This is a genomic window from Microcella daejeonensis, assembly GCF_026625045.1.
Lineage (GTDB): Bacteria > Actinomycetota > Actinomycetes > Actinomycetales > Microbacteriaceae > Microcella > Microcella daejeonensis.
Window position 1 is genome coordinate 2,028,749 of the sequence record NZ_CP113089.1, and the last position, 25,618, is coordinate 2,054,366.

23 protein-coding genes are annotated in these 25,618 nt (G+C 73.1%); 15 read left to right on the forward strand and 8 right to left on the reverse strand.

Translation table 11 applies throughout. The annotated features are described in order from the left end of the window. The first annotated feature begins 264 nt into the window (after positions 1 to 264). The 3 genes from pdhA to OVN18_RS09890 are packed head-to-tail and all read left to right on the forward strand — an operon-like array spanning position 265 to position 3,829. Positions 265 to 1,371: a pyruvate dehydrogenase (acetyl-transferring) E1 component subunit alpha gene (gene pdhA, locus OVN18_RS09880; protein ID WP_267780604.1), complete on the forward strand. Its 1,107-nt coding sequence runs from the start codon at positions 265 to 267 to the stop codon at positions 1,369 to 1,371. Further along, on the forward strand, positions 1,368 to 2,387 hold the full coding sequence (locus tag OVN18_RS09885; protein WP_267780606.1) for an alpha-ketoacid dehydrogenase subunit beta: 1,020 nt from the start codon (positions 1,368 to 1,370) through the stop codon (positions 2,385 to 2,387). Before pdhA ends, OVN18_RS09885 begins: the two co-directional genes overlap by 4 nt. Then, positions 2,384 to 3,829, forward strand: a complete 1,446-nt coding sequence (locus tag OVN18_RS09890) for a dihydrolipoamide acetyltransferase family protein (RefSeq protein WP_267780608.1) — start codon at positions 2,384 to 2,386, stop codon at positions 3,827 to 3,829. The genes OVN18_RS09885 and OVN18_RS09890 overlap by 4 nt, the downstream gene beginning before the upstream one ends. Positions 3,830 to 4,039: 210 nt before the next feature. On the opposite strand, the gene OVN18_RS09895 is transcribed toward OVN18_RS09890, so the two are convergent. Next, a complete protein-coding gene (locus OVN18_RS09895; RefSeq protein WP_267780611.1) occupies positions 4,040 to 4,666 on the reverse strand; it encodes a TetR/AcrR family transcriptional regulator in 627 nt (208 codons plus the stop codon). Between the two features lie 129 nt (positions 4,667 to 4,795). On the opposite strand from OVN18_RS09895, the gene OVN18_RS09900 reads away from it, so the two are divergent. The 5 genes from OVN18_RS09900 to OVN18_RS09920 are packed head-to-tail and all read left to right on the forward strand — an operon-like array spanning position 4,796 to position 11,020. After that, positions 4,796 to 6,391 (forward strand): carboxyl transferase domain-containing protein, encoded by a 1,596-nt coding sequence (locus OVN18_RS09900; protein WP_267780613.1) that lies wholly within the window; start codon positions 4,796 to 4,798, stop codon positions 6,389 to 6,391. A 6-nt stretch (positions 6,392 to 6,397) separates the two neighbouring features. Next, the gene (locus tag OVN18_RS09905) at positions 6,398 to 8,554 is read left to right on the forward strand and encodes an acetyl/propionyl/methylcrotonyl-CoA carboxylase subunit alpha (RefSeq protein ID WP_267780615.1); all 2,157 of its coding nucleotides are present in this window, start codon (positions 6,398 to 6,400) and stop codon (positions 8,552 to 8,554) included. Further along, on the forward strand, positions 8,551 to 9,702 hold the full coding sequence (locus tag OVN18_RS09910; protein WP_267780616.1) for an acyl-CoA dehydrogenase family protein: 1,152 nt from the start codon (positions 8,551 to 8,553) through the stop codon (positions 9,700 to 9,702). The genes OVN18_RS09905 and OVN18_RS09910 overlap by 4 nt, the downstream gene beginning before the upstream one ends. Next, the gene (locus OVN18_RS09915) at positions 9,699 to 10,226 is read left to right on the forward strand and encodes a MaoC family dehydratase (protein WP_267736869.1); all 528 of its coding nucleotides are present in this window, start codon (positions 9,699 to 9,701) and stop codon (positions 10,224 to 10,226) included. Before OVN18_RS09910 ends, OVN18_RS09915 begins: the two co-directional genes overlap by 4 nt. Then, complete coding sequence (locus OVN18_RS09920; RefSeq protein ID WP_267780619.1) at positions 10,223 to 11,020, forward strand: HpcH/HpaI aldolase/citrate lyase family protein; 798 nt, start codon at positions 10,223 to 10,225, stop codon at positions 11,018 to 11,020. The genes OVN18_RS09915 and OVN18_RS09920 overlap by 4 nt, the downstream gene beginning before the upstream one ends. A gap of 32 nt (positions 11,021 to 11,052) precedes the next feature. On the opposite strand, the gene OVN18_RS09925 is transcribed toward OVN18_RS09920, so the two are convergent. Both OVN18_RS09925 and OVN18_RS09930 read right to left on the reverse strand, forming a co-directional pair. Beyond that, on the reverse strand, positions 11,053 to 11,667 hold the full coding sequence (locus tag OVN18_RS09925) for a DUF2510 domain-containing protein (RefSeq protein ID WP_267780620.1): 615 nt from the start codon (positions 11,665 to 11,667) through the stop codon (positions 11,053 to 11,055). A gap of 98 nt (positions 11,668 to 11,765) precedes the next feature. Then, the gene (locus OVN18_RS09930; protein WP_267780621.1) at positions 11,766 to 12,170 is read right to left on the reverse strand and encodes a winged helix-turn-helix transcriptional regulator; all 405 of its coding nucleotides are present in this window, start codon (positions 12,168 to 12,170) and stop codon (positions 11,766 to 11,768) included. Positions 12,171 to 12,282: 112 nt separating this feature from the next. Between OVN18_RS09930 and OVN18_RS09935 the strand changes: the two genes are divergently transcribed. Further along, the gene (locus tag OVN18_RS09935) at positions 12,283 to 13,143 is read left to right on the forward strand and encodes an NmrA family NAD(P)-binding protein (RefSeq protein WP_267780624.1); all 861 of its coding nucleotides are present in this window, start codon (positions 12,283 to 12,285) and stop codon (positions 13,141 to 13,143) included. A gap of 35 nt (positions 13,144 to 13,178) precedes the next feature. Here OVN18_RS09935 and OVN18_RS09940 read toward each other — a convergent pair whose 3' ends face one another. The 4 genes from OVN18_RS09940 to OVN18_RS09955 form a co-directional block, all read right to left on the reverse strand. Next, a complete protein-coding gene (locus OVN18_RS09940) occupies positions 13,179 to 13,586 on the reverse strand; it encodes a globin (protein WP_267736875.1) in 408 nt (135 codons plus the stop codon). After that, positions 13,583 to 14,536: a mechanosensitive ion channel family protein gene (locus OVN18_RS09945; protein ID WP_267736876.1), complete on the reverse strand. Its 954-nt coding sequence runs from the start codon at positions 14,534 to 14,536 to the stop codon at positions 13,583 to 13,585. The genes OVN18_RS09940 and OVN18_RS09945 overlap by 4 nt, the downstream gene beginning before the upstream one ends. A gap of 141 nt (positions 14,537 to 14,677) precedes the next feature. Next, positions 14,678 to 17,218 carry an aminopeptidase N gene (gene pepN, locus OVN18_RS09950; RefSeq protein WP_267780625.1) on the reverse strand — a complete coding sequence of 847 codons (2,541 nt, stop codon included), beginning with the start codon at positions 17,216 to 17,218 and terminating at the stop codon, positions 14,678 to 14,680. Between the two features lie 60 nt (positions 17,219 to 17,278). Then, on the reverse strand, positions 17,279 to 19,216 hold the full coding sequence (locus tag OVN18_RS09955; protein WP_267780626.1) for an alpha-amylase family protein: 1,938 nt from the start codon (positions 19,214 to 19,216) through the stop codon (positions 17,279 to 17,281). Between the two features lie 50 nt (positions 19,217 to 19,266). On the opposite strand from OVN18_RS09955, the gene OVN18_RS09960 reads away from it, so the two are divergent. Continuing rightward, positions 19,267 to 20,685, forward strand: a complete 1,419-nt coding sequence (locus tag OVN18_RS09960; protein WP_267780628.1) for an NAD(P)/FAD-dependent oxidoreductase — start codon at positions 19,267 to 19,269, stop codon at positions 20,683 to 20,685. Beyond that, a complete protein-coding gene (locus tag OVN18_RS09965; protein ID WP_267736879.1) occupies positions 20,682 to 21,029 on the forward strand; it encodes a cupin domain-containing protein in 348 nt (115 codons plus the stop codon). The genes OVN18_RS09960 and OVN18_RS09965 overlap by 4 nt, the downstream gene beginning before the upstream one ends. 18 nt (positions 21,030 to 21,047) lie before the next feature. On the opposite strand, the gene OVN18_RS09970 is transcribed toward OVN18_RS09965, so the two are convergent. Further along, the gene (locus tag OVN18_RS09970; protein WP_267780630.1) at positions 21,048 to 21,830 is read right to left on the reverse strand and encodes an SDR family oxidoreductase; all 783 of its coding nucleotides are present in this window, start codon (positions 21,828 to 21,830) and stop codon (positions 21,048 to 21,050) included. A gap of 86 nt (positions 21,831 to 21,916) precedes the next feature. Between OVN18_RS09970 and OVN18_RS09975 the strand changes: the two genes are divergently transcribed. From OVN18_RS09975 to OVN18_RS09990, 4 genes are read left to right on the forward strand one after another with little or no spacing between them, the layout of a single operon-like run. Then, entirely contained in the window at positions 21,917 to 22,402 is a 486-nt protein-coding gene (locus tag OVN18_RS09975; RefSeq protein ID WP_267736881.1) for a ribose-5-phosphate isomerase, read from the forward strand. A gap of 2 nt (positions 22,403 to 22,404) precedes the next feature. Then, on the forward strand, positions 22,405 to 23,400 hold the full coding sequence (locus OVN18_RS09980) for an Fpg/Nei family DNA glycosylase (protein WP_267780632.1): 996 nt from the start codon (positions 22,405 to 22,407) through the stop codon (positions 23,398 to 23,400). Between the two features lie 17 nt (positions 23,401 to 23,417). Continuing rightward, complete coding sequence (locus tag OVN18_RS09985) at positions 23,418 to 24,053, forward strand: FMN-binding negative transcriptional regulator (protein WP_267780634.1); 636 nt, start codon at positions 23,418 to 23,420, stop codon at positions 24,051 to 24,053. Next, on the forward strand, positions 24,034 to 25,536 hold the full coding sequence (locus OVN18_RS09990; protein WP_267780636.1) for an amidohydrolase: 1,503 nt from the start codon (positions 24,034 to 24,036) through the stop codon (positions 25,534 to 25,536). Before OVN18_RS09985 ends, OVN18_RS09990 begins: the two co-directional genes overlap by 20 nt. Positions 25,537 to 25,618 lie beyond the last annotated feature (82 nt).

The window sequence follows — 25,618 nt, forward strand, 5'->3', positions numbered from 1 at the left end:
TCCCTCCGATCCGCGGCGGGTCGATCTTGCCCTCGGGGCACGACCTGACTACGGTCGAACGCAACTCCGGGCAACGGCGCCCGGGTCAGTGCGGGCCCACAGGCCGGCGCTGTGAGGATCGCCCGCGCACCGGCTCACCCGCTGGCGGCGCGGCGGATCGGAGAATCGTTGCGTACGACAGTGCACGACCACAGCAGGCACGACCACAGCAGGCACGACCAGAGCAGGCAGGACCACAGCAGGCACGACCAGAGCATCGGATCGATGCTCGACAGCCCCGCCGGGGAGCCCCCGCGCGACGAGCTGGTGCAGCTCCTGGATCCCGCGGGGACGCGGACGGAGCATCCCCTCTACGAGCCCTACGTCGCCGACGCGACGGGTGAGCGGCTCCTCTCCCTCTACGAGGACATGGTCGTCGTGCGCCGCCTCGACGTCGAGGCCACCGCGCTGCAGCGGCAGGGCGAGCTCGGTCTCTGGCCGCCGCTGCTCGGGCAGGAGGCCGCGCAGGTCGGCTCGGCCCGGGCGCTGCGCGATGACGATTTCGTGTTCCCGAGCTACCGCGAGAACGGCGTCGCCTACTGCCGCGGCGTCGAGCCCCGCGATCTGCTGCGCGTGTGGCGCGGAACCTCGCAGTCGGGCTGGGACCCGTACGCGGTGAGCATGGCGACGCCCGCGATCGTCATCGGCGCGCAGACCCTGCACGCGGTCGGCTACGCCGTGGGCTGCCGTCGCGACGGCGTCGACACCGCGGCGGTCACCTACTTCGGCGACGGGGCGACGACGCAGGGCGACGTCAACGAGGCGATGGTCTTCGCGGCCTCCTTCGCTGCCCCCGTCGTCTTCTTCTGCCAGAACAACCACTGGGCCATCTCGGAGCCCGTCGGGCTGCAGGCGCAGCGCCCCATCGCGGAGCGCGCGCCGGGCTTCGGCATTCCGAGCGTGCGCGTCGACGGCAACGACGTGCTCGCCGTGCTCGCGGTCACCCGGTGGGCGCTCGAGCGCGCGCACCGCGGCGACGGGCCGACCTTCATCGAGGCCGTGACCTACCGCATGGGGCCGCACACGACGAGCGACGACCCCACGCGCTACGTCGACCCGCTGCAGCGGGAGGAGTGGGCGGGCAAGGATCCGATCGCCCGCCTCGAGGCGTACCTGCGCGCCCAGGGCGTGCTCACCGAGCAGGCCGAGGCGCGCGTCGCCGCGCGGGCCGACGAGGTCGCGGCGGCGTTCCGGGCGGGATGCACGTCCCTGCCGCAGCCCGCCCCGCTGTCGATCTTCGACCACGTGTACGCCGAGCCGCACGCCGGGCTCGACCGCCAGCGCTCGCAGCAGGCCGCGTACCTCCGGAGCATCGGGGAGGTGGCCGAATGACCGAGCTCACCCTCGCCAAGGCTCTCGGCTCCGGCCTGCGCCGGGCCCTCGCCGACGACGACCGCGTCGTGCTCATGGGGGAGGACATCGGCGCCCTCGGCGGGGTGTTCCGCGTCACCGACGGACTGCAGCGCGAGTTCGGGCACGACCGCGTGATGGACATGCCGCTCGCGGAATCCGGCATCATCGGCATGGCCGTCGGCCTCGCCTTCCGCGGGTTCCGCCCCGTCTGCGAGATCCAGTTCGACGGCTTCATCTACCCGGCCTTCGACCAGATCGTCGCGCAGGTCGCGAAGCTGCACTACCGCACGAGCGGCTCCGTGCGCATGCCGCTCACCATCCGGGTGCCCTACGGCGGCGGGATCGGCGCCGTCGAGCACCACTCCGAGTCGCCCGAGGCCTACTTCGCCCACACGGCGGGGCTGCGGGTGGTGACCTGCTCGACCCCGCAGGACGCCCACACGATGCTGCGCCAGGCGATCGCCTGCGACGACCCCGTGGTGTTCTTCGAGCCGAAGCGCCGCTACTGGACGAAGGGCAAGGTGGACGAGACGGTGCTCGACGAGCCGGGCCGCGCCGAGCCGATGGGCCGCGCGCGCGTCGTCGTCGAGGGCTCCGACGTCACGATCGTGGCCTACGGGCCGCTCGTGGCGACCGCGATCGACGCGGCCGTGGCCGCGAGCGACGAGGGCGTCTCGATCGAGGTCGTCGACCTGCGCTCGCTCGCCCCGCTCGACCTCGACACGATCGAGGCGAGCGTCCGCCGCACGGGCAGGCTCGTGATCGTGCACGAGGCGCAGCAGTCGGGCGGCCTCGGCGCTGAGATTGCCGCGAGCATCACCGACCGCTGCTTCCTGCACCTCGAGGCCGCGCCCGCGCGCGTGACCGGCTTCGACACCCCCTACCCCAGCGCCCGAGCGGAGGAGCACTTCCTGCCCGACCTCGACCGCATCCTCGACGCCGTCGACCGGGTGCTCGGCCGCGCGAACGCCCTCACCGGATGGAGCCAGCGATGACCGTCAAGCAGTTCGCCCTGCCCGACCTGGGGGAGGGGCTCACCGAGTCGGAGGTCGTCGAGTGGCACGTCGCCGTCGGCGACCGCGTCACCCTGAACCAGACGATCGCCGACGTCGAGACGGCCAAGGCGGTCGTGCAGCTGCCCTCGCCGTGGGCGGGCATCGTGACCGCCCTGCACGCCGAGGCGGGCGGCACGGTCGAGGTGGGGGCGCCCCTGCTCTCCATCGATGTGCCGGCCGATGCCGCGGCGGGCGCGGGGGCAGGCGCGGCGGCGGGCGCGGCAGCCGACCCGGAGCGGGGCACGGCAGGCGCGGCGGCCGACCGGGTCTCGGCTGCGGCAGACACTGCGGCCGTGCCGCCGGCGTTGCCGGCCGGGGCGCCGGCCGCGACGGCGGAGCAGACCGGCACGGCTCCCGCGGAGTCGGCGGAGGCGCCTGTCGGTGCATCCGCCCGCACGGCCGTGCTCGTCGGCTACGGGCCGGCGGTCGAGACGGGCCGTCGTCCGGCCCGTCGGCCCCGCACGCTGCCCGAGCCCGCGAGCCCCTCGACCCGGCTCCGCGACGATCTCGCTCGCCCGGCAGGCCGGGGCGCCGCGCTCGCGACGCCCCCCGTGCGCAAGCTCGCGCACGATCGGGGGGTCGACCTCGGCGCGCTCGTCGGCACGGGGGAGGGCGGCGCCGTCACGCGCGCCGACGTCACCGCGGCCGCCGATCGGGCGCGGGCGGAGCATCCCCTCGCCGCGCCCTCGCCGAGCGCCGACACCCGCACCCCCATCCGCGGAGTGCGTCGGGCGACCGCGCAGGCGATGGTCGCCAGCGCGTTCACGGCGCCGCACGTCACCGAGTTTCTCACGGTCGACGTCACGGCGACCACCGAGCTCGTGGCCCGACTGCGAGCGGCCGGGCACGATGCGAGCCTGCTTGCCGTCGTCGCGAAGGCGCTCTGCCTCGCCGTGCGCCGCACGCCCGATGTCAACAGCCGATGGGACGAGGAGGCCGGCGAGATCATCCGCTTCGGGCGCGTCGGCCTCGGCATCGCCGTGGCGACGCCGAGAGGGCTGGTCGTGCCGTGCATCCCCGACGCCGAGGCGTTGACGGTGCCGCAGCTCGCCGGCGCGATCCGCGAGCTCGCGACGACCGCGCGGGAGGGGCGCACGACGCCGCAGGCCATGCGGGGCGGCACGATCACGATCACCAACATCGGCTCGCTCGGCGTCGACGGCGGCACCCCCATCCTCGTGCCCGGCGAGGCGGCGATCCTCGCGACGGGCGCCGTGCGGCGGCAGCCGTGGGAGTTCGAGGGCGGCATCGCGCTGCGCGAGGTGATGACGCTGAGCCTGTCGTTCGATCACCGATTGGTCGACGGGGAGCAGGGCGCCCGGTTCCTCACCGACATCGCGGGTGTGCTGCGCGATCCGGCGAGCGTGCTCGCGCTGCTCTAGCGCGGGCGGTGCGGCGCGCGGTGCGGCTGTGGAGCGCAGCACGTTCCCCGCAGTGCGGCAGTGGAGCGCAGGACGTTCCGCGCGGTGCGGCAGTGGAGCGCAGCACATTCCGCGCGACGCTGCGGGGAACTCGCTGCTGCGGTGCGCCGAATGTGCTGCCATCGCGGTGCGATGCCGCGCTTCGGGATGCTCCGCTCGCGCTCGCCGCGCTCAGGCGGTGAGCGCGGCGAGCGCCATGCGCTCGAGCGTGCTGCGCGTCGTCGCCGAGGAGCCGGGTCGATCGCTGTAGGGCGTGGAGTTGAGCAGTCCGAAGGTCGCGTGGGCGCGCGTGCGCAGCGCCGCGCGCGCCTCCTCGGGGCGCAGCCGCGCGAGCACGCCGACCCACAGCTCGACGTACTGCCGCTGGAGCGCCCGCACGGCGTGCCGGTCGGTCTCGGCGAGGCTGTCGAGATCGTGATCCTGCACGCGGATGACGTCGGGATTCGCGAGGGCGAACTCGACGTGGAAGGCGACGAGGCGCTCGAGCGCGACGCGGGCGCCTCCCGCGGCCTCGACGACGGCGGCGCCGCCCGTGCGCAAGCCCTCGCTGGCGTCGAGCAGAACGGCCGCGAGCACCGCCTGCTTGCTCGCGAAGTGGCGGTAGACGGCGGGCCCGCTCACCCCTGCCGCGGCGCCGAGATCGTCGAGCGAGACGCGCGGGAACCCGCGCTCGGCGAAGAGCCGCGCCGCTGCGCGCAGGAGCTCGGTGCGCCGCTCAGCCTTCGCCCGCGCGCGCGCAGTGGCCTCCGCCGGCGCGTCGGTCGGCGGCGTCGTCCCCGTCCCCGATCCGCTCGCCACGGCCTCAGTGTAGACAGCCCGGTGAACGCTCGCTAACCTGATCGAGTGAATCGCGGCTAACCGAGCTGCGGTGCGCGACGCGAGCCGAGGGCGCCACGACACGCTCCCGGAGGACGAGGAGAGCGGTCGATGGAGACCCTCGGTACGACGACGACGCCCGAGACCGGCGCGACGAACGCCGCCCGCATGCGGCAGCTCGTCGACGAGCTGCGCGAGCGCCTCGCGACCGCAGCGCTCGGCGGGCCGCCGCGCTCGCGCGAGCGGCACACCGCCCGCGGCAAGCTGCTGCCGAGGGAGCGCATCGACGCGCTGCTCGACGAGGGCAGCCCCTTCCTCGAGATCGCGCCCCTCGCCGCGACGGGGCTCTACGACGACGAGGCTCCGGGCGCCGGGGTCATCGCGGGCATCGGGCTCGTCGAGGGCCGCCAGGTGCTCGTGATCGCCAACGACGCGACGGTCAAGGGCGGCAGCTACTTCCCCATGACCGTCAAGAAGCACCTGCGGGCGCAGGAGGTCGCGGCCGAGAACCGTCTGCCGTGCATCGCGCTCGTCGACTCCGGCGGCGCCTACCTGCCGCTGCAGGCCGAGGTGTTCCCCGACCGCGACCACTTCGGGCGCATCTTCTTCAACCAGGCGCGCATGTCGGCGCAGGGCATCCCGCAGATCGCCGCCGTCATGGGCTCGTGCACGGCGGGCGGCGCCTACGTGCCGGCGATGAGCGACGAGACGGTCATCGTGCGCGGGCAGGGCACGATCTTCCTCGGCGGTCCGCCGCTCGTGAAGGCGGCGATCGGCGAGGTCGTCACCGCGGAGGAGCTCGGCGGCGGGGAGGTGCACGCGACGGTCTCGGGCGTCGTCGACCACCTCGCGGACGACGATCGGCACGCCCTCCAGATCGTGCGCGACATCGTCGCCACCCTGCCCGCGCCGGCGCCGCCCGTCTGGGAGGTCGCGCCGTCGACGCCGCCGGCGATCGACCCCGGCAGCCTCTACGACGTCGTTCCGCCCGACGTGCCGACGCCCTACGACGTGCGAGAGGTCATCGCGCGGCTCGTCGACGGCGGCGCGGGCTGGCACGAGTTCAAGCGCGAGTACGGCGAGACCCTCGTGACGGGCTTCGCCCGCATCCACGGCCACCCCGTCGGCATCGTCGCCAACAACGGCGTGCTGTTCAGCGAGTCGGCGCAGAAGGGCGCGCACTTCATCGAGCTGTGCGATCAGCGCGGGGTGCCGCTGCTGTTCCTGCAGAACATCTCGGGCTTCATGGTCGGGCGCGACGCCGAGGCGGGCGGCATCGCCAAGCACGGCGCGAAGATGGTGACCGCGGTGTCGACGACGCGCGTGCCGAAGCTCACCGTCGTCATCGGCGGCTCCTTCGGGGCGGGCAACTACTCGATGTGCGGGCGCGCCTACTCGCCGCGGTTCCTCTGGATGTGGCCGAACGCCCGCATCTCCGTCATGGGCGGGGCCCAGGCGGCCTCCGTGCTCGGCACCGTGCGCCGCGAGCAGCTCGGCGACGACTGGAGCCCCGAGCAGCAGGAGGCCTTCGAGGCCCCCGTGCGTGCGCTCTACGAGCAGCAGGGCAGCCCCTACTTCTCGACCGGTCGACTCTGGGACGACGGCATCATCGACCCGGCCGACACCCGCGAGATCCTCGGTCTCGCCCTCGACGTCTGCAGCCGCACGCCGCTGCCCGATCCGGCCTTCGGCCTCTTCAGGATGTGATGCAGGATGCCTCCCTTCGAGAGCGTGCTCGTCGCCAACCGCGGTGAGATCGCCTGCCGCATCATCCGCACGCTGCGGCGCATGGGCATCCGCTCGATCGCGGTCTACAGCGACGCCGATCGGGATGCCCCCCACGTGCATCTCGCCGACGAGGCCGTGCGGCTCGGCCCCGCGCCCGCGGCGCAGAGCTACCTCGACGTCGACGCCGTCGTCGGAGCCGCCGGCGCCGCGGGCGCCTCGGCCGTCCATCCGGGCTACGGGTTCCTGTCGGAGAGCCCCGTGCTCGCGCGCGCCTGCGCCGAGGCGGGCATCGCGCTCGTCGGCCCAGGGCTGCGGGCGCTCGAGGTGATGGGCGACAAGATGCGCGCCAAGGCGCACGTCGCGGCCCACGGCGTGCCGATCATCCCCGGAGCGGGCGAGCCCGGCATGTCCGACGCGCAGCTCGTCCTCGCCGCCCAGGACGTCGGCGTGCCGCTCATCGTGAAGCCCTCCGCGGGCGGAGGCGGCAAGGGCATGACGGTCGTGCGCGACCTCGCCGAGCTGCCCGCGGCGCTGCGCACGGCGCGGCGCGTGGCCCTCGCGGTCTTCGGCGATGACGCCCTGCTACTCGAGCGCCTCATCGAGCGCCCTCGTCACATCGAGGTGCAGGTGCTCGCCGACGAGCACGGCACGACGCTCTCCCTCGGGGAGCGGGAGTGCTCGCTGCAGCGCCGCCACCAGAAGGTCATCGAGGAGGCGCCGAGCCCGCTGCTCGACGACGCCGCCCGCACCGCGATGGGCGAGGCGGCCTGCGCCGTCGCCCGCAGCGTCGACTACCGCGGAGCGGGCACCGTCGAGTTCCTCGTCTCCGACGCCGATCCGTCGGCGTTCTTCTTCATGGAGATGAACACGCGGCTGCAGGTCGAGCACCCGGTCACGGAGCTCGTCACGGGCATCGACCTCGTCGAGCAGCAGCTGCGGGTCGCCGCGGGGGAGGCCCTCGACCTGCCGCCGGTGACGACATCCGGGTGGGCGATCGAGGCCCGGCTGTGCGCGGAGGACGCCGCCTTCCTGCCCGCGACGGGAACCGTGCTCGCCCTGCGCGAGCCGGGCGGCGAGGGCGTGCGGGTCGACTCCGGGCTGCAGCTCGGGTCGATCGTGACCGCCCACTACGACTCGCTGCTGGCGAAGATCATCGTGCACGGCGTCGATCGCGCGGCGGCGCTCGCCGGGCTCGATGCGGCTCTCGCGCGCACCGTCGTGCTCGGCGTGCCCACGAACCTCGGCGCGCTGCGCGGTCTGCTCGCCGATGACGATGTGCGCGGCGGCCGCCTCGACACCGGGCTCGTCGAGCGCCGCGCCGCCGAGGAGGCGGCCGCGGCGCCCGCTCGTGACGAGGCCGCCATCGTCGCCGTCGCCCTGCTCGCGCACGAGGAGCGCGAGCGCGCGGCCGCGGGCTCCGGCCCGTGGGCGCGGCCCACCGGCTTCCGCCTGCAGGGATCCCGACCGGTGCGCTACGTCGTCGCCGACGCGAGCGGCGGCTCGACCACGGTGCTCGTCTCGGGCGCCGCCGGGGCCCGCCGCGTCGCTCTCGTCGACGGGGCGCATCCGGATGCCGCCGCTCTCGCCGCGGCCGTGCCCGCCCGCGTCGTGCTCGATCGGCGGGACGACGGGGTCGTGGTCGCCCTCGACGAGGTGCGCACCGCCGTCCTCGTCGCGCACGACGATGACGGGACGGTCTGGCTCACCCGCACTGGACCGCGGGCCGCCGGCGGGAGCGCCTGGCGGGTGCGGCACCGGCAGGAGCTGCTCGCCGAGCACCGGGCGACGCTCGACCGCATCGAGGGCGCCGTCGACCCCGAGGTGCGCGCGTCGATGCCCGGGTCGGTCGTATCGATCGCCGTCGCGGTCGGCGACGTCGTCGCAGCCGGGGCCCCTCTGCTCGTCGTCGAGGCGATGAAGATGGAGCACGCCGTCACGGCCCCGTTCGCGGGGACCGTCGTGGAGCTCGTCGTCGACGTCGGCGACCAGGTGCGTCAGCGCCAGCTCGTCGCCCGCGTCGAGGCCCTGGCCGAACCGGCGCCACCGGCCCCTATCGCCCCTACCGCCTCTGCCGTCCCCGACGGAGCCGCGGCCGACCCGGCCGCACCGAACTCGACCCAGCGCGAAGGAGCGACATCATGAGGGGTTTCACCGAGGAGCAGCTCGAGCTGCAGCAGCTCGTGCGCGAGTTCGCCGACGAGGTGGTCGCCCCGGCCTCCTACGAGGCCGACCGCGCCCACGCCCTGCCCTGGCCCGTGATCGATCAGATGGGCGAGATGGGTCTGTTCGGCCTGCCCGTGCCCGAGGAGTACGGCGGTCAGGGCGGCGATTACGTCGACCTGTGCATCGCCATCGAGCAGATCGCGCGCGTCGACCAGTCGGTCGCGATCACGCTCGAAGCGGCCGTCGGGCTCGGCGCGATGCCCATCCTGCGCAGCGGCACGGAGGAGCAGAAGCAGCACTGGCTGCCGCGACTCGCCTCAGGCCGCGCGCTCGCGGGCTTCGGCCTCACCGAGGCGGAGGCCGGCACGGACGCCGGGGCCACCCGCACCACCGCCGTGCTCGAGGGCGACGAGTGGGTCATCTCGGGCTCGAAGCAGTTCATCACGAACTCCGGCACCCCTCGGACCGAGCTCGTGACCGTCACCGCGGTGACCGGCCGCGACGAGGCGGGGCGGCCCGAGCTGAGCGCCTTCCTCGTTCCGAGCGGTACGCCGGGGTTCACCGTCGAGCCCGCCTACGACAAGGTCGGCTGGAACGCCTCCGACACCCACCCCCTGACCTTCCAGAAGGCGCGGGTGCCCGCCGAGAACCTGCTCGGAGAGCGCGGCCGCGGCTACGCGAACTTCCTGCAGACGCTCACCGAGGGCCGGGTGGCGATCGCCGCGCTCGGCGTCGGCGTCGCGCAGGGCTGCCTCGACGAGGCGCTGCGCTACGCGGGCGAGCGCACGGTGTTCGGTCGCCCCGTCTCGTCCAACCAGCACATCGCCTTCACCCTCGCCCGCATGCGCTCGCGCGTGCATCTGGCCCGCCTCGCCACCTACGACGCCGCCTTCGCGATGGTCGCAGGCGAGCCCTTCACCGCGCAGGCGAGCATCGCCAAGATCGCGGCGAGCGAGGCGGCCATGGACAATGCCCGCGACGCGACGCAGATCTTCGGCGGCTACGGCTTCATGAACGAGTACCTCGTCGGCCGGCACTACCGCGACTCGAAGATCCTCGAGATCGGCGAGGGCACCACCGAGGTGCAGCTCATGCTCATCGCGCGCGAGCTGGGCATCCGCTCATGAGCGTCGACGACCGGGATGCCGCTGCCGCGGCCGGGCGCCGCATCGTGCAGCGCGGGCTCTGGTTCGAGCAGTTCGAGCAGGGCGCGACCTACGTGCACGCTCCGGGCCGCACGATCACCGAGGCCGACAACGTGCTCTTCACGACCCTCACGATGAACACCCAGGCGCTGCACCTCGACGCGCACTGGGCGGCGACGCAGCCCTTCGGCGAACGGCTGGTCAACTCGATGCTGACCCTCGCGACGATCGTGGGGGCATCGGTCGCCCAGCTCACCCAGGGCACCCTCGTCGCGAACCTCGGCTTCGGCGCGGTCGCGTTCCCCCGACCCCTGCTGCTCGGCGACACCCTGTACAGCGAGACGCTCGTGACGGGTGCCCGGCTCTCGGCCTCCCGACCGGGTCAGGGCGTGGTGAGCCTCGTGCACACCGGCCGCGATCAGCACGGCGAGATCGTGGCCACCGCCGAGAGATCGACCCTCGTGTGGTGCCGGGGCGCCGCACCGGGAGCGGAGGAGGGCGCGTGAGCGGCCTGCCCGGCCCGGCTCTGCTCTTCTGCCCGGCCGATCGGCCCGAGCGCTACGCGAAGGCGCTCGACCGGGCCGACGGCGTCATCCTCGACCTCGAGGACGCGGTCGCGCCGGCCGACAAGCAGCGCGCGCGCGAGGCGCTGCTCGCGACCCCCGTCGACCCCGGGCGCGTCATCGTGCGGGTGAACGCCATCGGCACCGAGGATCACGAGCGCGATCTCGCGATGCTCGCGCGCACCGGCTACCGGCGGCTCATGCTGCCGAAGGCGGTGGATGCCCGCAGCCTCGACCGCTGGCAGGTGATCGCCCTCGTCGAGACCGCCGCCGGGGTGCTGGCCGCCGAGTCGCTCGCTGCCCAGCAGGGCGTCGTCGGCCTCATGTGGGGCGCCGAGGATCTCATCGCGTCCCTCGGCGGGTCCTCCAGCAGGCACGTCGACGGGCGGTACCGCGATGCCGCCGTCCACGCCCGAGCGCGGGTGCTGCTCGCCGCGGCAGCCCGGGGCATCGCGGCGATCGACGCCGTGCATCTCGACATCGCCGACGTCGACGGCCTCGCGGCCGAGGCGCGCGATGCGGCGGCGCAGGGCTTCAGTGCGAGCGCGTGCATCCACCCCTCGCAGGTCGCGGTGATCCGCGAGGCGTACCGCCCCTCCGATGAGGAGGTCGACGCGGCCCGCGCCCTGCTCGCCGCGGCGGAGGGCCGGCCCGGCGTGTTCGCGCACGAGGGGCGCATGGTCGACGAGCCCGTGCTGCGGCACGCCCGCCGCATCGTCGCGCGCGCGACTCCGTGACGCCGCTGCGCTGACCTCCCGGCGCCGAGGCGCTAGGGGGCGAGCGCCGGCAGCTCCGAGATCACGGCGGCCGTGAGCTGGATCGTGACCCCGACGACGACGACGATGTTCAGCACGGTGACGGCGACGGCCGTCCACAGCGGAGCGAGCCCCGTGCCGATGCGGCGCTTGACCACGACCGAGCGGCCGATGACGTAGACCAGCGACAGCAGGATCGACCAGGCGAAGTGGAAGGGCTTGTCGACGCGGCGCTTCTTCAGCTCGCGCCAGTCGAGGAAGGCGAAGAGGATGCCGAGCACCCAGGCGGCGAAGCCCAGGCCGTTCGTCAGCAGCTCTCCCGTGGTCGGGGCGGGGATCGCGAACGGGTCGGACGGGTCGCTCGCCAGGGATTGCGCGACGATCGCCTCGACGTCGAGCAGGAAGAAGGACAGCAGCGAGCTGAGCGGCAGCAGCGCGAGGATCCAGATCCACGGCGTGTACGGGGCCGTTCCGGCCGGCGCGCCGAGCACCGGCGGGGCGTAGCCGGCCGAGTACGGCTGCTCGACCTGCTCCGTCCAGGCGGTGCCGTTCCACCAGCGGCGGCCCGGGCCTCCGGCGGGGTCGGGGTACCAGCCGGCGGGAACGGGGGCGGGGGTCGTGTCGCTCACGGGAGTCCTCATCGAATCGGGGCGGACGGCGGTCGTGCCGCCTGCGAGGGTAGCAATGCGCGGTCGGCGTCGCCGGGGATGCCCGCTGCCGAGCAGGCTCAGCGGGTCGCGGCCTCGGCGACGATGTCGTCGGCGTTCTGCGCGATCCAGCCCATGAGGGGCAGCAGATGCTCGGCCAGCCCGCGCCCCCGCTCGGTCAGGCGGTACTCCACATGGGGCGGCACGACCGGCCGCGCCTCGCGATGCACGAGCCCGTCGGCCTCGAGGGTGCGCAGGGTCTGGGCGAGCATCTTCTCGCTGACGCCCTGAACGACCCGCCGCAGGGCGCTCCAGCGGTGGGTGCCGTCGCTGAGGGCGATGATGACGAGGACGCCCCATTTGCTCGTCACGTGGTCGAGCACGGTGCGGCTCGGGCAGGCCGCGGGCAGCACGCCGTCGGTGACGCCCGGCAGCAGGGCGCTGAGCGCGCCGACGTCGTCGGGGGAGGGAGCCGAGGGGGGCATCCCGCTACCTTACCGAAAAGTGCGTACTGCGCTTCGGGAAGTATGGATGCTCGGCGACGGTTGACCCCGTCGACCCGCGCGATCGCGCCCCCCTCACGAAGGAGCACCCCTCATGACCATCGTCGTCACCGGAGCCACCGGCCACCTCGGCCGCCTCATCATCGACGCGCTCATCGCCCGGGGCGTCGAGCCCGCCGCGATCGTCGGCACCGGCCGCGCCGTCGAGCGCTCCGCCGATCTCACCGCGCGGGGGGTGCGCATCGTGGCGGCCGCCTACGACGACGCGGCGGCGATGGATGCGGCGCTCGCCGACGCCGAGACCCTCATGCTCGTCTCCGGTTCCGAGGTGGGAGCCCGCGTCGCGCAGCACGCGGCGGCGATCGAGGCCGCGCAGCGTGCCGGAGTGCGGCGCATCGTCTACACGAGCGTGCTCGATGCGGCCGATTCGCCGCTCGTCCTCGCACCCGAGCACGCCGCGACCGAACGGCTGCTGGCCGACTCCGGCCTCGCCGTCACCGTGCTGCGCAACGGCTGGTACACCGAGAACTACCTCGGCGCCGTGCAGCAGGCGGCGCAGAGCGGCGCGCTGCTGACGAGCGCGGGCCAGGGGCGCGTCGCGAGCGCGAGCCGACGCGACTACGCCGAGGCTGCCGCGGCCGTCATCACGGGGGAGGGGCACGAGGGTGCCGTGTACGAGCTCTCGGGCGACGTCGCCTGGGGCTTCGACGAGCTCGCCGCGGCGGCGTCCACCGTGACGGGCGCGACGATCGCGGTGCAGCAGGTCACGCCCGAGCAGCACGTCGCGGCTCTCACCGGCGCGGGGCTCGACGCGGGCACGGCGGGCTTCGTCGTGGCGCTCGACGGCGACATCCGCTCCGGCCTGCTGGCGTCGACCTCGGGCGACCTGGCGCGCCTCATCGGCCGGCCGACGACGCCGCTCGAGCAGAGTCTGCGGGCGGCGCTCGCGGGCTGAGCATCCACCCCGCCGTCGCGCCGTGCGCGCCGGGTCTACTCCTCGAAGGTGTTGACCATGGCGTGCGCGGCGCGCTGCAGGTAGTCCCACAGCGCCTCCTCGTGCATCGGCGGCAGCGCCAGCTCGTCGACGGCGGCGCGCATGTGGTGCAGCCAGCGGTCGCGCGCATCGGGGTTGACCTTGAACGGCATGTGCCGCATGCGCAGCCGCGGGTGGCCGCGCTGCTCGCTGTACGTGGTGGGGCCGCCCCAGTACTGCTCGAGGAACGCGGTGAGCCGCCAGATAGCGCCCTCCATGTCGTCGTCGGGGTACATCGGTCGCAGCACCTCGTCGTGCTCGATGCCCTCGTAGAAGCGGCGCACGAGGCGCACGAAGGTGTCATGGCCGCCGACCTGCGTGAAGAAGGGGTCGACCGGTCCCGCGGGTGCCGCTGCGTCGCTCACGGCTTCTCCTCCGGGGCCGCGGCAGCCTTCCGGCTGCGCGGAGCCTTCGGGGCGTCGATGGCGTCGAGCACGAGGCGGTTCATCGCCGGCAGGGTGACGCCCATCTCGTCGAGGGCGAGCTTGAGGCGAAGGCGCAGCTCGCGCGCGATGTCGAACTGGTCGGCGGTGCGCACCTTGACGACCAGGCGCACCACGAGCGCCTCGGCCGAGATCGACTCGATGCCCCAGATCTCGGGCTTCTCGAGCACCTTGCGCTTCCACTCGGGCTCGTCGCTGAGCGCGACGGCGGTGGCGAGCATGACCTCCTCCACGGCCTCCACATCGGAGGTGTAGGGCGCGGGGATGTCGAGGATGACGCGCGCCCAACCCTGCGACTTGTTGCCGACGGTCACGATCTCGCCGTTGCGCACGAACCAGAGAGTGCCGTTGACGTCGCGCACCTGGGTGACGCGCACGCCGACCTCCTCGACGACGCCCGAGACCGGGCCCTGCGTGGAGGTGAGCTCGACGATGTCGCCGACGCCGAGCTGATCCTCGAACACCATGAACAGCCCGTTGAGCATGTCCTTCACGACGTTCTGCGCGCCGAAGCCGAGCGCCGCGCCGAGCACGCCGGCGCTCGCGATCAGGGCGGTGACCGAGAAGTTGAGCTCGGCGAGCACGAGCACGAGCGTCACCGAGATGATCGCCCAGGTGGCGAGGTTGTTGAGCACGCTGCCGATCGTGCGGGTGCGCTGCACGACGCGCACCGCGTGCAGCGGCGAGGCGCTCAGCTCGACGGTGTGCTCGACCGCCTGCGCCTTCTTGACGCCGCTGACGACGCGGTCGACGACGCGCTTGATCGAGAAGCGCAGGGCGGCGCGCAGGATGCCCGCGCCGACGAGCAGCGCGATGATGCGGATCGGCGTGCCCCAGATCTGCCAGAACATGTCCCAGTCGAAGGTGTCCATCGGCTCCAGACTACCGAGCGGCCCCTCGCGCGAGCCGCGCGCGGGGGACGAGCGGGAGCGGGCCGCGGATGGGCCCGGACGCGGGACGGGGGCCCGCCGTCGTGGCGGGCCCCCGTCCGTGGAGCGATCGTGCGGCGTCGGTCAGGCCCGGTCGCGCTCCTGCGCCGCGAGCGCGCGCTCGACCCCGGCGAGGTTCTCCGACACCATGCGACGCAGCGCCGGGATGCCCGGGTTCGCGTCGAGCCACGCGCGGGTCGCCTCGGCCAGGCTCGCCGAGGCGAGCGGGGCCGGGTAGAGCCCGAGCACGAGGTACTCGGCGATCTTGTAGCTGCGGTTCTCCCACAGCTCGTGCAGCGCCGCGAAGTACGGCTCGACGAGCTGCTCGAGACGGGCCGGATCGTTGACGTGCAGGTAGCCCATCGTCGTCATGCGCACGATCGCGTTCGGCACGGTGTCGTCGCCGACGAGGTGCTCGAAGGTCGCGCGCTTCGCCTCGGCGGTGTCGATCGCCGCGCGGGCGCGGGCCGCGGCCTGCGCGCCGTTCGAGGTGTTGTCGGCCTCGAGCGCGGCGTCGATCTCGGCGCCCGTCGCGGCGCCCACGAGGGCCAGGCCCTCGAGAAGCTCCCACGACAGGTCGGTGTCGATCTCGAGCCCGTCGAGGGCGATCGAGCCGTCGCGCAGCCCGGCGAGGGTGCGGCCGTGCTCGGGCGTCGAGGCCATGGCCGCGAAGAACTTCACGAACTGGAACTGGGCATCGCTGCCGGCCTCGGCGCCCTGGGCGAGCATCCACAACCCGTCGGCGACCTCGGCGATGACGGCGTCGCGGTGCTCCGGCGCCACGTACATGCGCGCGACCGTCGCCAGCTGCGTGAGCGTCGTGCGGATGGTCGTCGACTCGGTCTCGGTCGCGATGTTGCCGAGCACGAGGCGCACGTAGTCGCGCGGCGCGGCCTCGGCGTCGCGCGTGGCGTCCCAGACGGCGCCCCAGACGATGGCGCGGGCCAGCGGGCTGGAGATGCCGGCGAGGTGCTCGATCGCGACGGCGAGCGAGTCGTCGTCGAGGCGGATCTTCGCGTAGGCGAGGTCGTCGTCGTTGAGCAGCACCAGATCCGGCTTCACCTGACCGACGAGCTCGGGCACCTCGGTGCGCTCGCCGTCGACGTCGAGCTCGAGGCGGTGCACCCGCTCCAACGACTCGTCCTGCAGCGCGTAGAAGCCGATGGCCATGCGGTGCGGGCGGATGGTCGGGTAGTCCTCGGGCGCGCTCTGCATCACGGCGAACGAGGTGATGACCCCGTCGGCGTCGGTCTCGATTTCGGGGCGCAGAGTGTTGACACCGGCCGTCTCGAGCCACTTCTGGCTCCACTCGGTGAGCTCGCGGCCGCTCGCGGCCTCCAGCTCGACGAGCAGGTCGCGCAGCTCGGTGTTGCCCCAGGCGTGCTTCCGGAAGTACGCGGAGACGCCGGCGAAGAAGGCCTCCTGCCCGACCCAGGCGACGAGCTGCTTGAGCACGCTGCCGCCCTTGGCGTACGTGATGCCGTCGAAGTTGACCTGCACGTCCTCGAGGTCGTTGATGGTCGCGACGACCGGGTGGGTCGAGGGCAGCTGGTCCTGGCGGTACGCCCAGCTCTTCTCCATCGCCTGGAACGTCGTCCAGGCCTCCGTCCACTCGGTGGCCTCGGCGGTCGCAATGGTCGATGCCCACTCGGCGAAGGACTCGTTGAGCCAGAGGTCGTTCCACCACTTCATGGTCACGAGGTCGCCGAACCACATGTGGGCGAGCTCGTGCAGGATCGTGACGACGCGGCGCTCCTTGATGGCGTCGGTCACCTTCGAGCGGAACACGTACGTCTCGGTGAACGTGACCGCGCCCGCGTTCTCCATGGCGCCGGCGTTGAACTCGGGCACGAAGAGCTGGTCGTACTTCTCGAAGGGGTAGGCGACGCCGAACTTCTCCTCGAAGTAGGTGAAGCCCTGGCGGGTCTTCTCGAAGACGTAGTCCGCGTCCATGTACGGGAAGAGGGATGCGCGGGCGTAGACGCCGAGCGGGATGGTGCGGCCGTCGGCGCTCGTGAGCTCCGAGTGCACCGACTGGTACGGGCCCGCCACGATCGCGGTGATGTAGCTGGAGATGCGCGGGGTCGGCGCGAAGGTGAAGACCTTCGACTCGCCGTCGGCCACGGGCTCGGGGCTGGGGGAGTTGGAGACGACGACCCAGTGGCCGGGGGCGCGCACCGTGAACTGGAACGTCGCCTTGAGGTCGGGCTGCTCGAAGACCGCGAAGACGCGGCGGCTGTCGGGCACTTCGAACTGCGAGTACAGGTACACCTCGCCGTCGACGGGGTCGACGAAGCGGTGCAGGCCCTCGCCCGTGTTCGTGTACTCGTGGTCGGCGACGACGGTGAGCACGTTCTGCTCGGCGAGGCCCTCGAGCTGGATGCGCGTGCCGTCGGCGACCGCGGCGGCGTCGAGCTCCACGCCGTTGAGGGTGACGGAGTGCACGGTGCGCGTGATCGCGTCGATGAAGGTGCTCGCTCCGGCGGTGGCCGAGAAGGTCACGGTCGACGTCGACCGGAACACCTCGTCCCCCGTGGTGAGATCGAGCTCGATCTCGTAGCTCTTCGTCGACACGAGCGACGAGCGCTCCTGCGCTTCGACGCGGGTCAGGTTCTCTCCGGGCACGGTGCAGCCTCCTTCGGCGACAGACGGGATGCGCGGCTCGTGGCCGCACCGTCTGCCAGCCTATTCGGCTCCGCCCCGCCGCACCCTGATCCAGGCGATGCCGTGGGCGGGCAGCACGAGGTCCCGGCGCAGGTCGACGACGCCCCCGGCGATGAGATCCTCACCCGTGGCGGGCATGCCCTGCAGCGTGGAGGCGAGCACCGTCTCGGGAGCGTCGGCGACGTTGGCGAGGCAGAGCACGAGGCCTCCGCCGTCACCGGGCCGCTGATAGCCCACGACGTGGGGGGAGCGGGCGTCGAAGCCGATGAGGGCGCCGCCGGCGAACTCCGGCGTGCGGCGGCGCACGGCCAGCAGCTGCTGCAGGCGCGCGTAGAGCATCCCCGCTGAGGTGGTCGGGTCGATGCGCTCGGCGTAGCGCTCCTCGGGGTACGGCGGGCGGTTGACCCAACGGCTGTCCTCGGCGTGGCCGGGCTCGTCGACGTAGGAGTAGTCGTTGAGCTGGCCCACCTCGTCGCCGAGGTAGAGCAGCGGCACGCCGCCGGTCGAGAGGGTGATCGAGTGGGCGAGCACGATGCGGTCGATCGCGCCGTCGTCGCCCGCCTCGAGCCCCGCGAGCGAGGCGGTCGTGCCCGAGATGCGGCAGTCGCCGGTCTTCGGGTTGTCCTGGAACGGCACGCCGCGCGCGAAGCTGCCGGGGAACCGGTTGACGAAGAAGCTGTTGAGGAACCGCCGGTGCTCGAAGCCGTCGATGCCGAGCTCGGCGGCGTCCTCGTCGGCGAAGGTCCAGCCGATGTCGTCGTGGCTGCGCACGTAGTTGACCCAGGCGGTGCCGGCGGGCAGCGCGTGCCGGCGGTCGAGGGCCTGCTGCAGCAGCCGGGCGTCGCGGGTGGCGAGCGAGTTCCAGATGAGCGCCATCTGCAGCGGGTTGTAGCTGAGCTGGCACTCCTCGGGCGAGATGTACTGGATGACCTCGTCGGGGTGCACGATGGCCTCCGACTTGAACAGCACGGCGGGGGCGGCGATGCGCAGGGCCGCATTGAAGGCCTGGATGAGCAGGTGCGCCTCGGGCAGCGACTCGCACGTCGTGCCGAGCTGCTTCCAGATGAAGGCGACGGCGTCCATGCGCAGGATGTCGACGCCGCGGTTGGCGAGGAACAGCATCTCGCCGGCCATGGCGCGGAAGACCGCGGGGTTGCCGTAGTTGAGATCCCACTGGAAGGAGTGGAAGGTCGCCCACACCCAGCGCTCCGCCTCCTCGCGGCTCGGCACGGTGCCGTCGGGCAGCGGCATCGGCACGAAGGAGCCCGGGTGGTCGTCGGGGAAGATCTCGCGCACGGTCGCCTCGTAGGCGTCGGGCATCTCGCGGCCGTCGAAGATCCAGTAGTAGTCGGCGTACTCCTGCTCGCCGGCCCGGGCGCGCCGGGCCCACTCGTGCTCGTCCGAGGTGTGGTTGAAGATGAAGTCGACGACGAGGGCGATGCCGTTCTCGCGCAGCTCGGCCGCGAGGGCCGTGAGCTGCTCCATGTCGCCGAGCGCGGGGCTCACCTCGCGATAGCTCGACACCGCGTAGCCGCCGTCGCTGTTCTCCTCCGGGGCGAGGAAGAGCGGCATGAGGTGCAAGTAGGTGAGGCCCAGTTCCCTGAAGTACGGGATGCGCGCCCGCACGCCGTCGAGGTCGCGGGCGTAGCGGTCGACGTAGAGCACGCCCCCGAGCATCCGGTTCGACAGGAACCAGTGCGGATCGGCCTCGCGCGCGGCGTCGACCGCCTTGAGGTCGGCCGGGCGGGCCTGCCAGCTCGCGGCGAGCTCGCCGAGCAGGAGGGCGAGCTGCGCCTCGGTCGCCTCGGTGTCGCCGTAGACCCGGCGGAAGAGGCTCTCGAGCCGCGGCAGCTCGCGATCGACGCGGCCGAGCAGCTGCCGCCAGTCGTCCTCGGCGGTCTGCGGCAGGCGGGCCGCGGTGAGCGCGGCGTCGATCGACCGGGTGCGGGTGTGCTCCATTGCGCGTTCCCCTATTGTCCAAATGGATAACCGTCTGGCATCGTGGCGGTATGGCCACCACCGTATTCGACCGCGACCGTCCCGACGCCCGACTCGTCACGGCGGCGCTCGCCGCGTCGCAGCCCTCGGTGTTCTGGCTCGACGAGCTGCCCGCGAGCCCCGCGCTGCCGCGGCTCACCGGCCGCGTGCGGGCCGACCTCGCGATCGTCGGCGGCGGGTACGCCGGTCTGTGGACGGCGCTGCTGGCCAAGGAGCGCGACCCCGGGGCCCGCGTCGTGCTGCTCGAGGGCGCGCGCATCGGCCACGCCGCCTCCGGCCGCAACGGCGGCTTCGTCGAGGCGACCCTCACGCACGGGGCCGCGAACGGCGAGACGCGGTTCCCGACCGAGCTCGCCGAGCTCGACCGCCTGGGCATGGCGAACCTCGACGCCATCGAGCAGACCGTCGAAGCCCGAGGGTGGCGGTGCGAGTTCGAGCGCGTCGGGTCGATCGCCGTCGCCACCGAGCACTACCAGCTGGCGGCGCTCGCCGAGGCGCACGACGGCGAGCACGAGCTGTTCCACGACGGCGGCGGGATGCGGGCGCTCGTCGACTCGCCCACCTACCTCGGCGGGCTGGAGTCGACGCGCGATACGGCGCTCGTGCATCCCGGCAAGCTCGCCCGCAGCCTGCTCGAGGCCTGCCTCGATGCCGGGGTGGAGGTGCACGAGCAGTCGCCCGTCCGCGGCCTGCGGGCCGAGCCCGACGCGGTGCTGCTCGACACCGCCCACGGCACCGTCGCCGCCGACCGCGTCGCGCTCGCGACGAACGCGTACCCGTCTCTGCTCAAGCGCTACCGGCTGCACACCGTACCCGTCTACGACTACGTGCTCATGACCGAGCCGCTCAGCGCCGAGCAGCGCGCCGCGATCGGCTGGCAGGGGCGGCAGGGCATCGCCGACTCGGCGAACCAGTTCCACTACTACCGGCTGACCGCCGACGACCGCATCCTGTGGGGCGGGTACGACGCCGTCTACCACTACGGCGGGCGCATCCGCCGGTCGTACGAGGAGCGCCGCGAGAGCTTCGAGATGCTCGCCGCGCACTTCCTCACGACCTTCCCGCAGCTGGAGGGCATCCGGTTCAGCCATCGATGGGCGGGCGTCATCGACACCTCGAGCCGCTTCTGCGCCTTCCACGCCACCGCCCACGGCGGTCGGGTCGCCTACTCGGCGGGCTTCACCGGGCTCGGGGTCGCCGCCACCCGCTTCACCGCCGAGGTCATGCTCGACCAGCTCGCGGGCCTCGAGACCGAGCGCACGAGCCTGCGGATGGTGAATCAGCTGCCGCTGCCGTTCCCGCCCGAGCCGGCGACGTACCTCGCCGTGCAGGCGGTGCGCGCCGCGCTCGACCGCGCCGATCACCGGGAGGGCCGCCGGGGCGCTTTCCTTCGCACTCTCGATGCGGTGGGTCTAGGGTTCGACTCGTGACCTCACTCCCGCTCGACGCCGCCACCGTGCTGCAGGCCCTCACCCTCGCGCTCGATCACGAGCCAGTGGAGGAGGAGCGCGTCGTCGAGGGCTCGCCGACGACCGGTGTCGAGGCCCTCACCGAGATCGACGACTGGGAGGTCGGGGTCTGGGAGATGACGCCCGGCATCGCCACCGACGTCGAGGTGGAGGAGATCTTCATCGTGCTCGCCGGCCGCGCGATCCTGCGCCGGGAGGACGGCTCCGAGACCGAGCTCGTCGCCGGCTCGGTCGGCCGTCTCGATGACGGCGAGGAGACCGAGTGGGAAGTGCTCGAGACCTTCCGCAAGATCTACATCGCCTGAGCCCCGGGCGCCCGCTGGTCACCAGACGGAGTCGCCTCGCATGACCACGTCGCTGCCGCCGTCGATGTAGACGATCTGGCCGCAGAGGTGCGAGTTCTCCGCGCTCGTGAGGTAGTCGAGCAGCGAGGCCACGGTCGCGGCCTCGGCGATGCCGTTGAGCGGCATCGGCACCATCTCCAGCAGCGCCCGCTCGGCCTCCGCGGTCGCGGTGAGTCCGCTGGTCATCGGGGTGCGGATCACCCCGGGCGCGATCGCATTGAGCGGGATGCCCGCCCCTGCCCACTCCTCGGCCGCCGCGTTCCGCCGCACCCACCGCACGAGGGCGCGCTTGGTCGTTCCGTAGATCGCGCTCCCCGCCCCGGTGTCGAGCAGTTCGGAGGCGCGGTGGACCGCGGCCGGCTCGTCGTGCGCGAGGCAGGCCTCGAGCAGCTCCTCGTCGGGCGGGAAGAGGGCCGCCATCGATGCCGTCAGCACGGCGCGCGGCGCGGAGGACGCCGCGAGGAGCGGCCGCAGGCCCTCGAGCGTCGCGAGAGCGCCGAAGTAGTTGACGGCGACGGTCGCGGTCGATTCGGAGGAGAGGCCCGCGTTGGCGATGACGGCGTCGACCGAGCCGTCGCTCAGCTCGGCGGCGCGGTCGACGAGCTCGGCGCGACCGGCGTGCGTCGACAGGTCGACGACGATCTCCGCATCGTGCAGGTCGACGCCGATCACCCGCTGGCCCCGCTCGCGCAGCAGGGCGGCCGTCGCCGCCCCGATGCCGCTCGCCGATCCGGTGATGATGCACGTGCGCTGCTGAGCCATTGCCGCCTCGTCTCCTCCGTCACTGCAGATTCCCAGCCGCCGCCCGATCGGTTCAGGGCCGAAAGTCCCGCCGGTAGAATCACCCCATGCGCATCCACGTGGCCACCGACCATGCCGGCCTCGAGTTCAGCCGCACCGTGCAGGCGCACGTCGCCTCCCTCGGGCACGAGGTGATCGACCACGGGCCGGTCGAGTACGACGCCCTCGACGACTACCCGGGCTTCTGCATCGACGCCGCCCGCGCCGTCGCGCACGATCAGGCGGAGGGCCGCGAGGCGCTCGGCATCGTCTTCGGCGGCTCGGGCAACGGCGAGCAGATCGCGGCGAACAAGGTGCAGGGCATCCGCGCCGCCCTCGTCTGGAACGACGCGACCGCCGCGCTCGCCCGCGAGCACAACGACGCGAACGTCATTTCCATCGGCGCCCGCCAGCACCCCGTGGACGACGTGCTGCGCTTCATCGAGATCTTCCTCGCCACGCCGTTCAGCGGCGACATCCGCCACGTGCGCCGCATCGGCCAGATCGGCGAGTACGAGACGACCGGCGCGATCGCCGGCCGCGACGTCGTCTAGCTGTGCCCGAGGGTCACTCCGTCCACCGCATCGCCCGCCAGTTCGGGCGGCACATGGTCGGCGACGCCGTCGCCGTCAGCTCGCCGCAGGGCCGCTTCGCCGAGGGCGCGGCGCTCATCGACGGCCGCACCATGACGGCCTCGCGCGCCGTCGGCAAGCAGATGTTCCTCGAGTTCGACGAGGCGCTGTGGCTGCGCGTGCACCTCGGCATCTACGGCGCCTGGGATTTCTCCGGCGACCTGCGTCAGGACGCGACGCAGCGCGCCGCGCGCGGACGCATGGGGCAGACGGGCATGCGCGGCACCGGCGATGAGGGGGATGCCCCCGCCACGGTCGTCGGCGAGCACGAGGATTCGCTGTCCTCCATCGGAGCGCCCCGCCGCACCCGCCTGCGCATGGCCGAGGCCGAGACGGCCGCCGCCGTCGAGGGTTGGCCGCCCGAGCCGATCGGGCAGGTGCGCGTGCGCCTGCTCACCGACCGGGTCGTCGCCGACCTGCGCGGGCCGACCGCCTGCGAGGTGCTCGACGCCGCGGCCGTGCAGACCGTCATCGACGCGCTCGGGCCGGATCCCCTCGTGGACGACGCGCAGGAGGGCGAGGAGCGCATGCTCGCGCGCATCCGCCGCCGCCGGGTGCCGATCGGGCTCCTGCTGATGGACCAGAGCGTCGTGAGCGGCATCGGCAACGTGTACCGCGCCGAGATGCTGTTCCGTGCGCGGCTCGACCCGCACACGCCCGGCGCGAACCTGCCGGAGGACGTCATCCGCGACCTGTGGCGGGATTGGCGCTACCTGCTGGGCATCGGCGTCGACACCGGCCAGATGATGACGATGGACGGCCTCGACGAGGAGTCGCGCAAGCGCGCCCTGCGCAATCGGGCCGACCGCCACTGGGTCTACAAGCGCGAGGGGCTGCCCTGCCGCATCTGCGGAACGCACATCGTGCTCGAGGTCGCGGCCGGCCGCAAGCTCTACTACTGCCCGAGCTGCCAGAGCTGAGGGGAGGAGCACCGATCATGCGCCACACCCCCCAGTACCTGCTGACCGAGCCCGACGAGGTGCGCCGGCTCGTGCGCGAGAACCCGTGGGCCGGCATCGTCTCGCACGTGCCCGACCGCGGCATCGTCGCCTCGCACTACCCGTTCCTGCTCGACGAGGCCGCCTCGACGGGCGACGACATCGTGCTGCTGAGCCACGTCGGCCGCCCCGACGAGCAGCTGCACCGGCTCGGCGAGAGCGAGGTGCTCGTCATCGTGCAGGGCGCCCACGGCTACATCTCGCCCTCCTGGTACGCCGAGGGCGACATCATCCCGACCTGGAACCACGTCACCGCGCACCTCTACGGCACCCCCGAGATCCTCTCGGCGGAGGAGAACCTGCGGGTGCTCAGCGCGCTCACCGACCACTTCGAGCAGCACGTCGCCGAGCCGCGCGGCCTGCACCTCGACCCCGAGTACAGCGCGCGCGTCGCGAAGGGCACGGTCGGCATCCGCCTGCGCGTCACCCGCTTCGACGCGCGCCTGAAGCTCAGCCAGGGCAAGACCCCCGAGGTGCGCGAGAGCATCATGACGCACCTCGAGGGCGACGGCCCCTACGCCCACCCGGGCCTCGCCCGGGAGATGAGGAGACTCGATGATCACCGCGATTCGTGATGCCCGGCCGCTCGGGGGGCACGCGCCGATCGACGTGAGCATCGCCGACGGGCTCATCACGGGCATCCACCCCGCCGGCACTCTCGCGGCGGGCGAGGGCGTCATCGACGCGGCCGGCCGCTGGATCATGCCGGGCCTGTGGGATGAGCACGTGCACCTCACCCAGTGGGCGCAGCACCGCCGCCGGCTCGACCTCGAGGGCGCGTCGAGCGCCGCCGAGGTGGCATCGATCGTGCGGGATGCCGCTGCCGAGGCCGCGCCCGGCGAGACGATCGTCGGCGGAGGCTTCCGCGACGCCCTCTGGCCCGATGCCCCGACGGCCGCCCTGCTCGACGCGGCCGCGCCGGATCACGCCGTGGTGCTCGTGAGCGCCGACGTGCACTGCGCCTGGCTGAGCACCGCCGCGCTCGCGCGCTACGTGCCCGCCTACGCCGCGGCCTCGGCCGGCTCGCAGGGTGCCGAGACCGCCGATACGGCCGGCGCCGTTCTCGCTTCCGGACTGCTGCGGGAGGAGGCGGCCTTCGCCGTCACCCGGCAGCTCGACGGCGCCCCCGATGACGTGCTCGACCGCTGGGTGGATGAGGCCGCGCGCGAGGCCGCCGCTCGCGGCGTCGTCGGCGTCGTCGACCTCGAGATGCGCTGGAACCGCGACGACTGGTCCCGCCGGGTCGCGGCGGGCTTCGACGCTCTGCGGGTCGAGTTCGGCGTCTACCCGCAGCACCTCGACCGCGCGATCGAGCTCGGCCTGCGCTCGGGGCTCGACGTCGCGGACGGCGTGCGGGTCGGGCCTCTCAAGGTCATCACCGACGGCTCGCTGAACACCCGCACCGCCTATTGCTGCGACCCGTACCCCGAGGATTCGGCGACGCCCTACGGCGTGCTCACCGTTCCGCCCTGCGATCTCGAGCCGCTGCTCGCGCGCGCGGCGGAGGCGGGCTTCGAGCTCGCCGTGCACGCCATCGGCGACGGCGCCAACCACACGGCGCTCGACGTCTTCGCCCGCATCGGTCGTGGCGGCCGCATCGAGCACGCGCAGCTGCTGCGGCCCTGCGACTTCCCGCGCTTCGCGGCGCTCGGCGTGGTGGCGAGCGTGCAGCCCGAGCACGCCGTCGACGATCGCGATGTCGCCGAGAGGTTCTGGCCGGGGCGCACCGGGCGGGCCTTCGCGCTGCGCTCGCTGCTCGACGCGGGTGCGCGCCTCGTGCTCGGCTCCGATGCTCCCGTGGCGCCGCTCGACCCGTGGGTCTCGATCGCGGCGGCGACGACGCGCACGCGCGGCGATCGTGAGCCGTTCCACGCCGAGCAGTCGATCACCCCGCACGAGGCGCTCACGGCGTCGACGCGCTCGCTCGTCGCGGTCGGCGAGCCGGCCGATCTGCTGCTGGTCGACGCCGACCCGCTGACGGCATCGGGGGATGCCCTCCGGTCGATGCCCGTGGCGCTCACGCTCCTCGGCGGTCGGCCGACGCACTCGGCCCTCTGAGACGCGGGCTCGCGGCTCCACGAGCCGGAGCGCCGCGGGTCTGCGAGCCGGAGCGTCGCGGGCCTGCGGGCCTGAGCGTCCC

Excerpts from the sequence above, each read along its gene's own strand:
- pdhA (WP_267780604.1), top strand. The coding sequence starts at position 265 with ATGCTCGACAGCCCCGCCGGGGAGCCCCCGCGCGACGAGCTGGTGCAG.
- OVN18_RS09885 (WP_267780606.1), top strand. The coding sequence starts at position 1,368 with ATGACCGAGCTCACCCTCGCCAAGGCTCTCGGCTCCGGCCTGCGCCGG.
- OVN18_RS09890 (WP_267780608.1), top strand. The coding sequence starts at position 2,384 with ATGACCGTCAAGCAGTTCGCCCTGCCCGACCTGGGGGAGGGGCTCACC.
- OVN18_RS09900 (WP_267780613.1), top strand. The coding sequence starts at position 4,796 with ATGGAGACCCTCGGTACGACGACGACGCCCGAGACCGGCGCGACGAAC.
- OVN18_RS09905 (WP_267780615.1), top strand. The coding sequence starts at position 6,398 with ATGCCTCCCTTCGAGAGCGTGCTCGTCGCCAACCGCGGTGAGATCGCC.
- OVN18_RS09910 (WP_267780616.1), top strand. The coding sequence starts at position 8,551 with ATGAGGGGTTTCACCGAGGAGCAGCTCGAGCTGCAGCAGCTCGTGCGC.
- OVN18_RS09915 (WP_267736869.1), top strand. The coding sequence starts at position 9,699 with ATGAGCGTCGACGACCGGGATGCCGCTGCCGCGGCCGGGCGCCGCATC.
- OVN18_RS09930 (WP_267780621.1), bottom strand. The coding sequence starts at position 12,170 with ATGCCCCCCTCGGCTCCCTCCCCCGACGACGTCGGCGCGCTCAGCGCC.
- OVN18_RS09935 (WP_267780624.1), top strand. The coding sequence starts at position 12,283 with ATGACCATCGTCGTCACCGGAGCCACCGGCCACCTCGGCCGCCTCATC.
- OVN18_RS09945 (WP_267736876.1), bottom strand. The coding sequence starts at position 14,536 with ATGGACACCTTCGACTGGGACATGTTCTGGCAGATCTGGGGCACGCCG.
- OVN18_RS09955 (WP_267780626.1), bottom strand. The coding sequence starts at position 19,216 with ATGGAGCACACCCGCACCCGGTCGATCGACGCCGCGCTCACCGCGGCC.
- OVN18_RS09960 (WP_267780628.1), top strand. The coding sequence starts at position 19,267 with ATGGCCACCACCGTATTCGACCGCGACCGTCCCGACGCCCGACTCGTC.
- OVN18_RS09970 (WP_267780630.1), bottom strand. The coding sequence starts at position 21,830 with ATGGCTCAGCAGCGCACGTGCATCATCACCGGATCGGCGAGCGGCATC.
- OVN18_RS09975 (WP_267736881.1), top strand. The coding sequence starts at position 21,917 with ATGCGCATCCACGTGGCCACCGACCATGCCGGCCTCGAGTTCAGCCGC.
- OVN18_RS09985 (WP_267780634.1), top strand. The coding sequence starts at position 23,418 with ATGCGCCACACCCCCCAGTACCTGCTGACCGAGCCCGACGAGGTGCGC.
- OVN18_RS09990 (WP_267780636.1), top strand. The coding sequence starts at position 24,034 with ATGATCACCGCGATTCGTGATGCCCGGCCGCTCGGGGGGCACGCGCCG.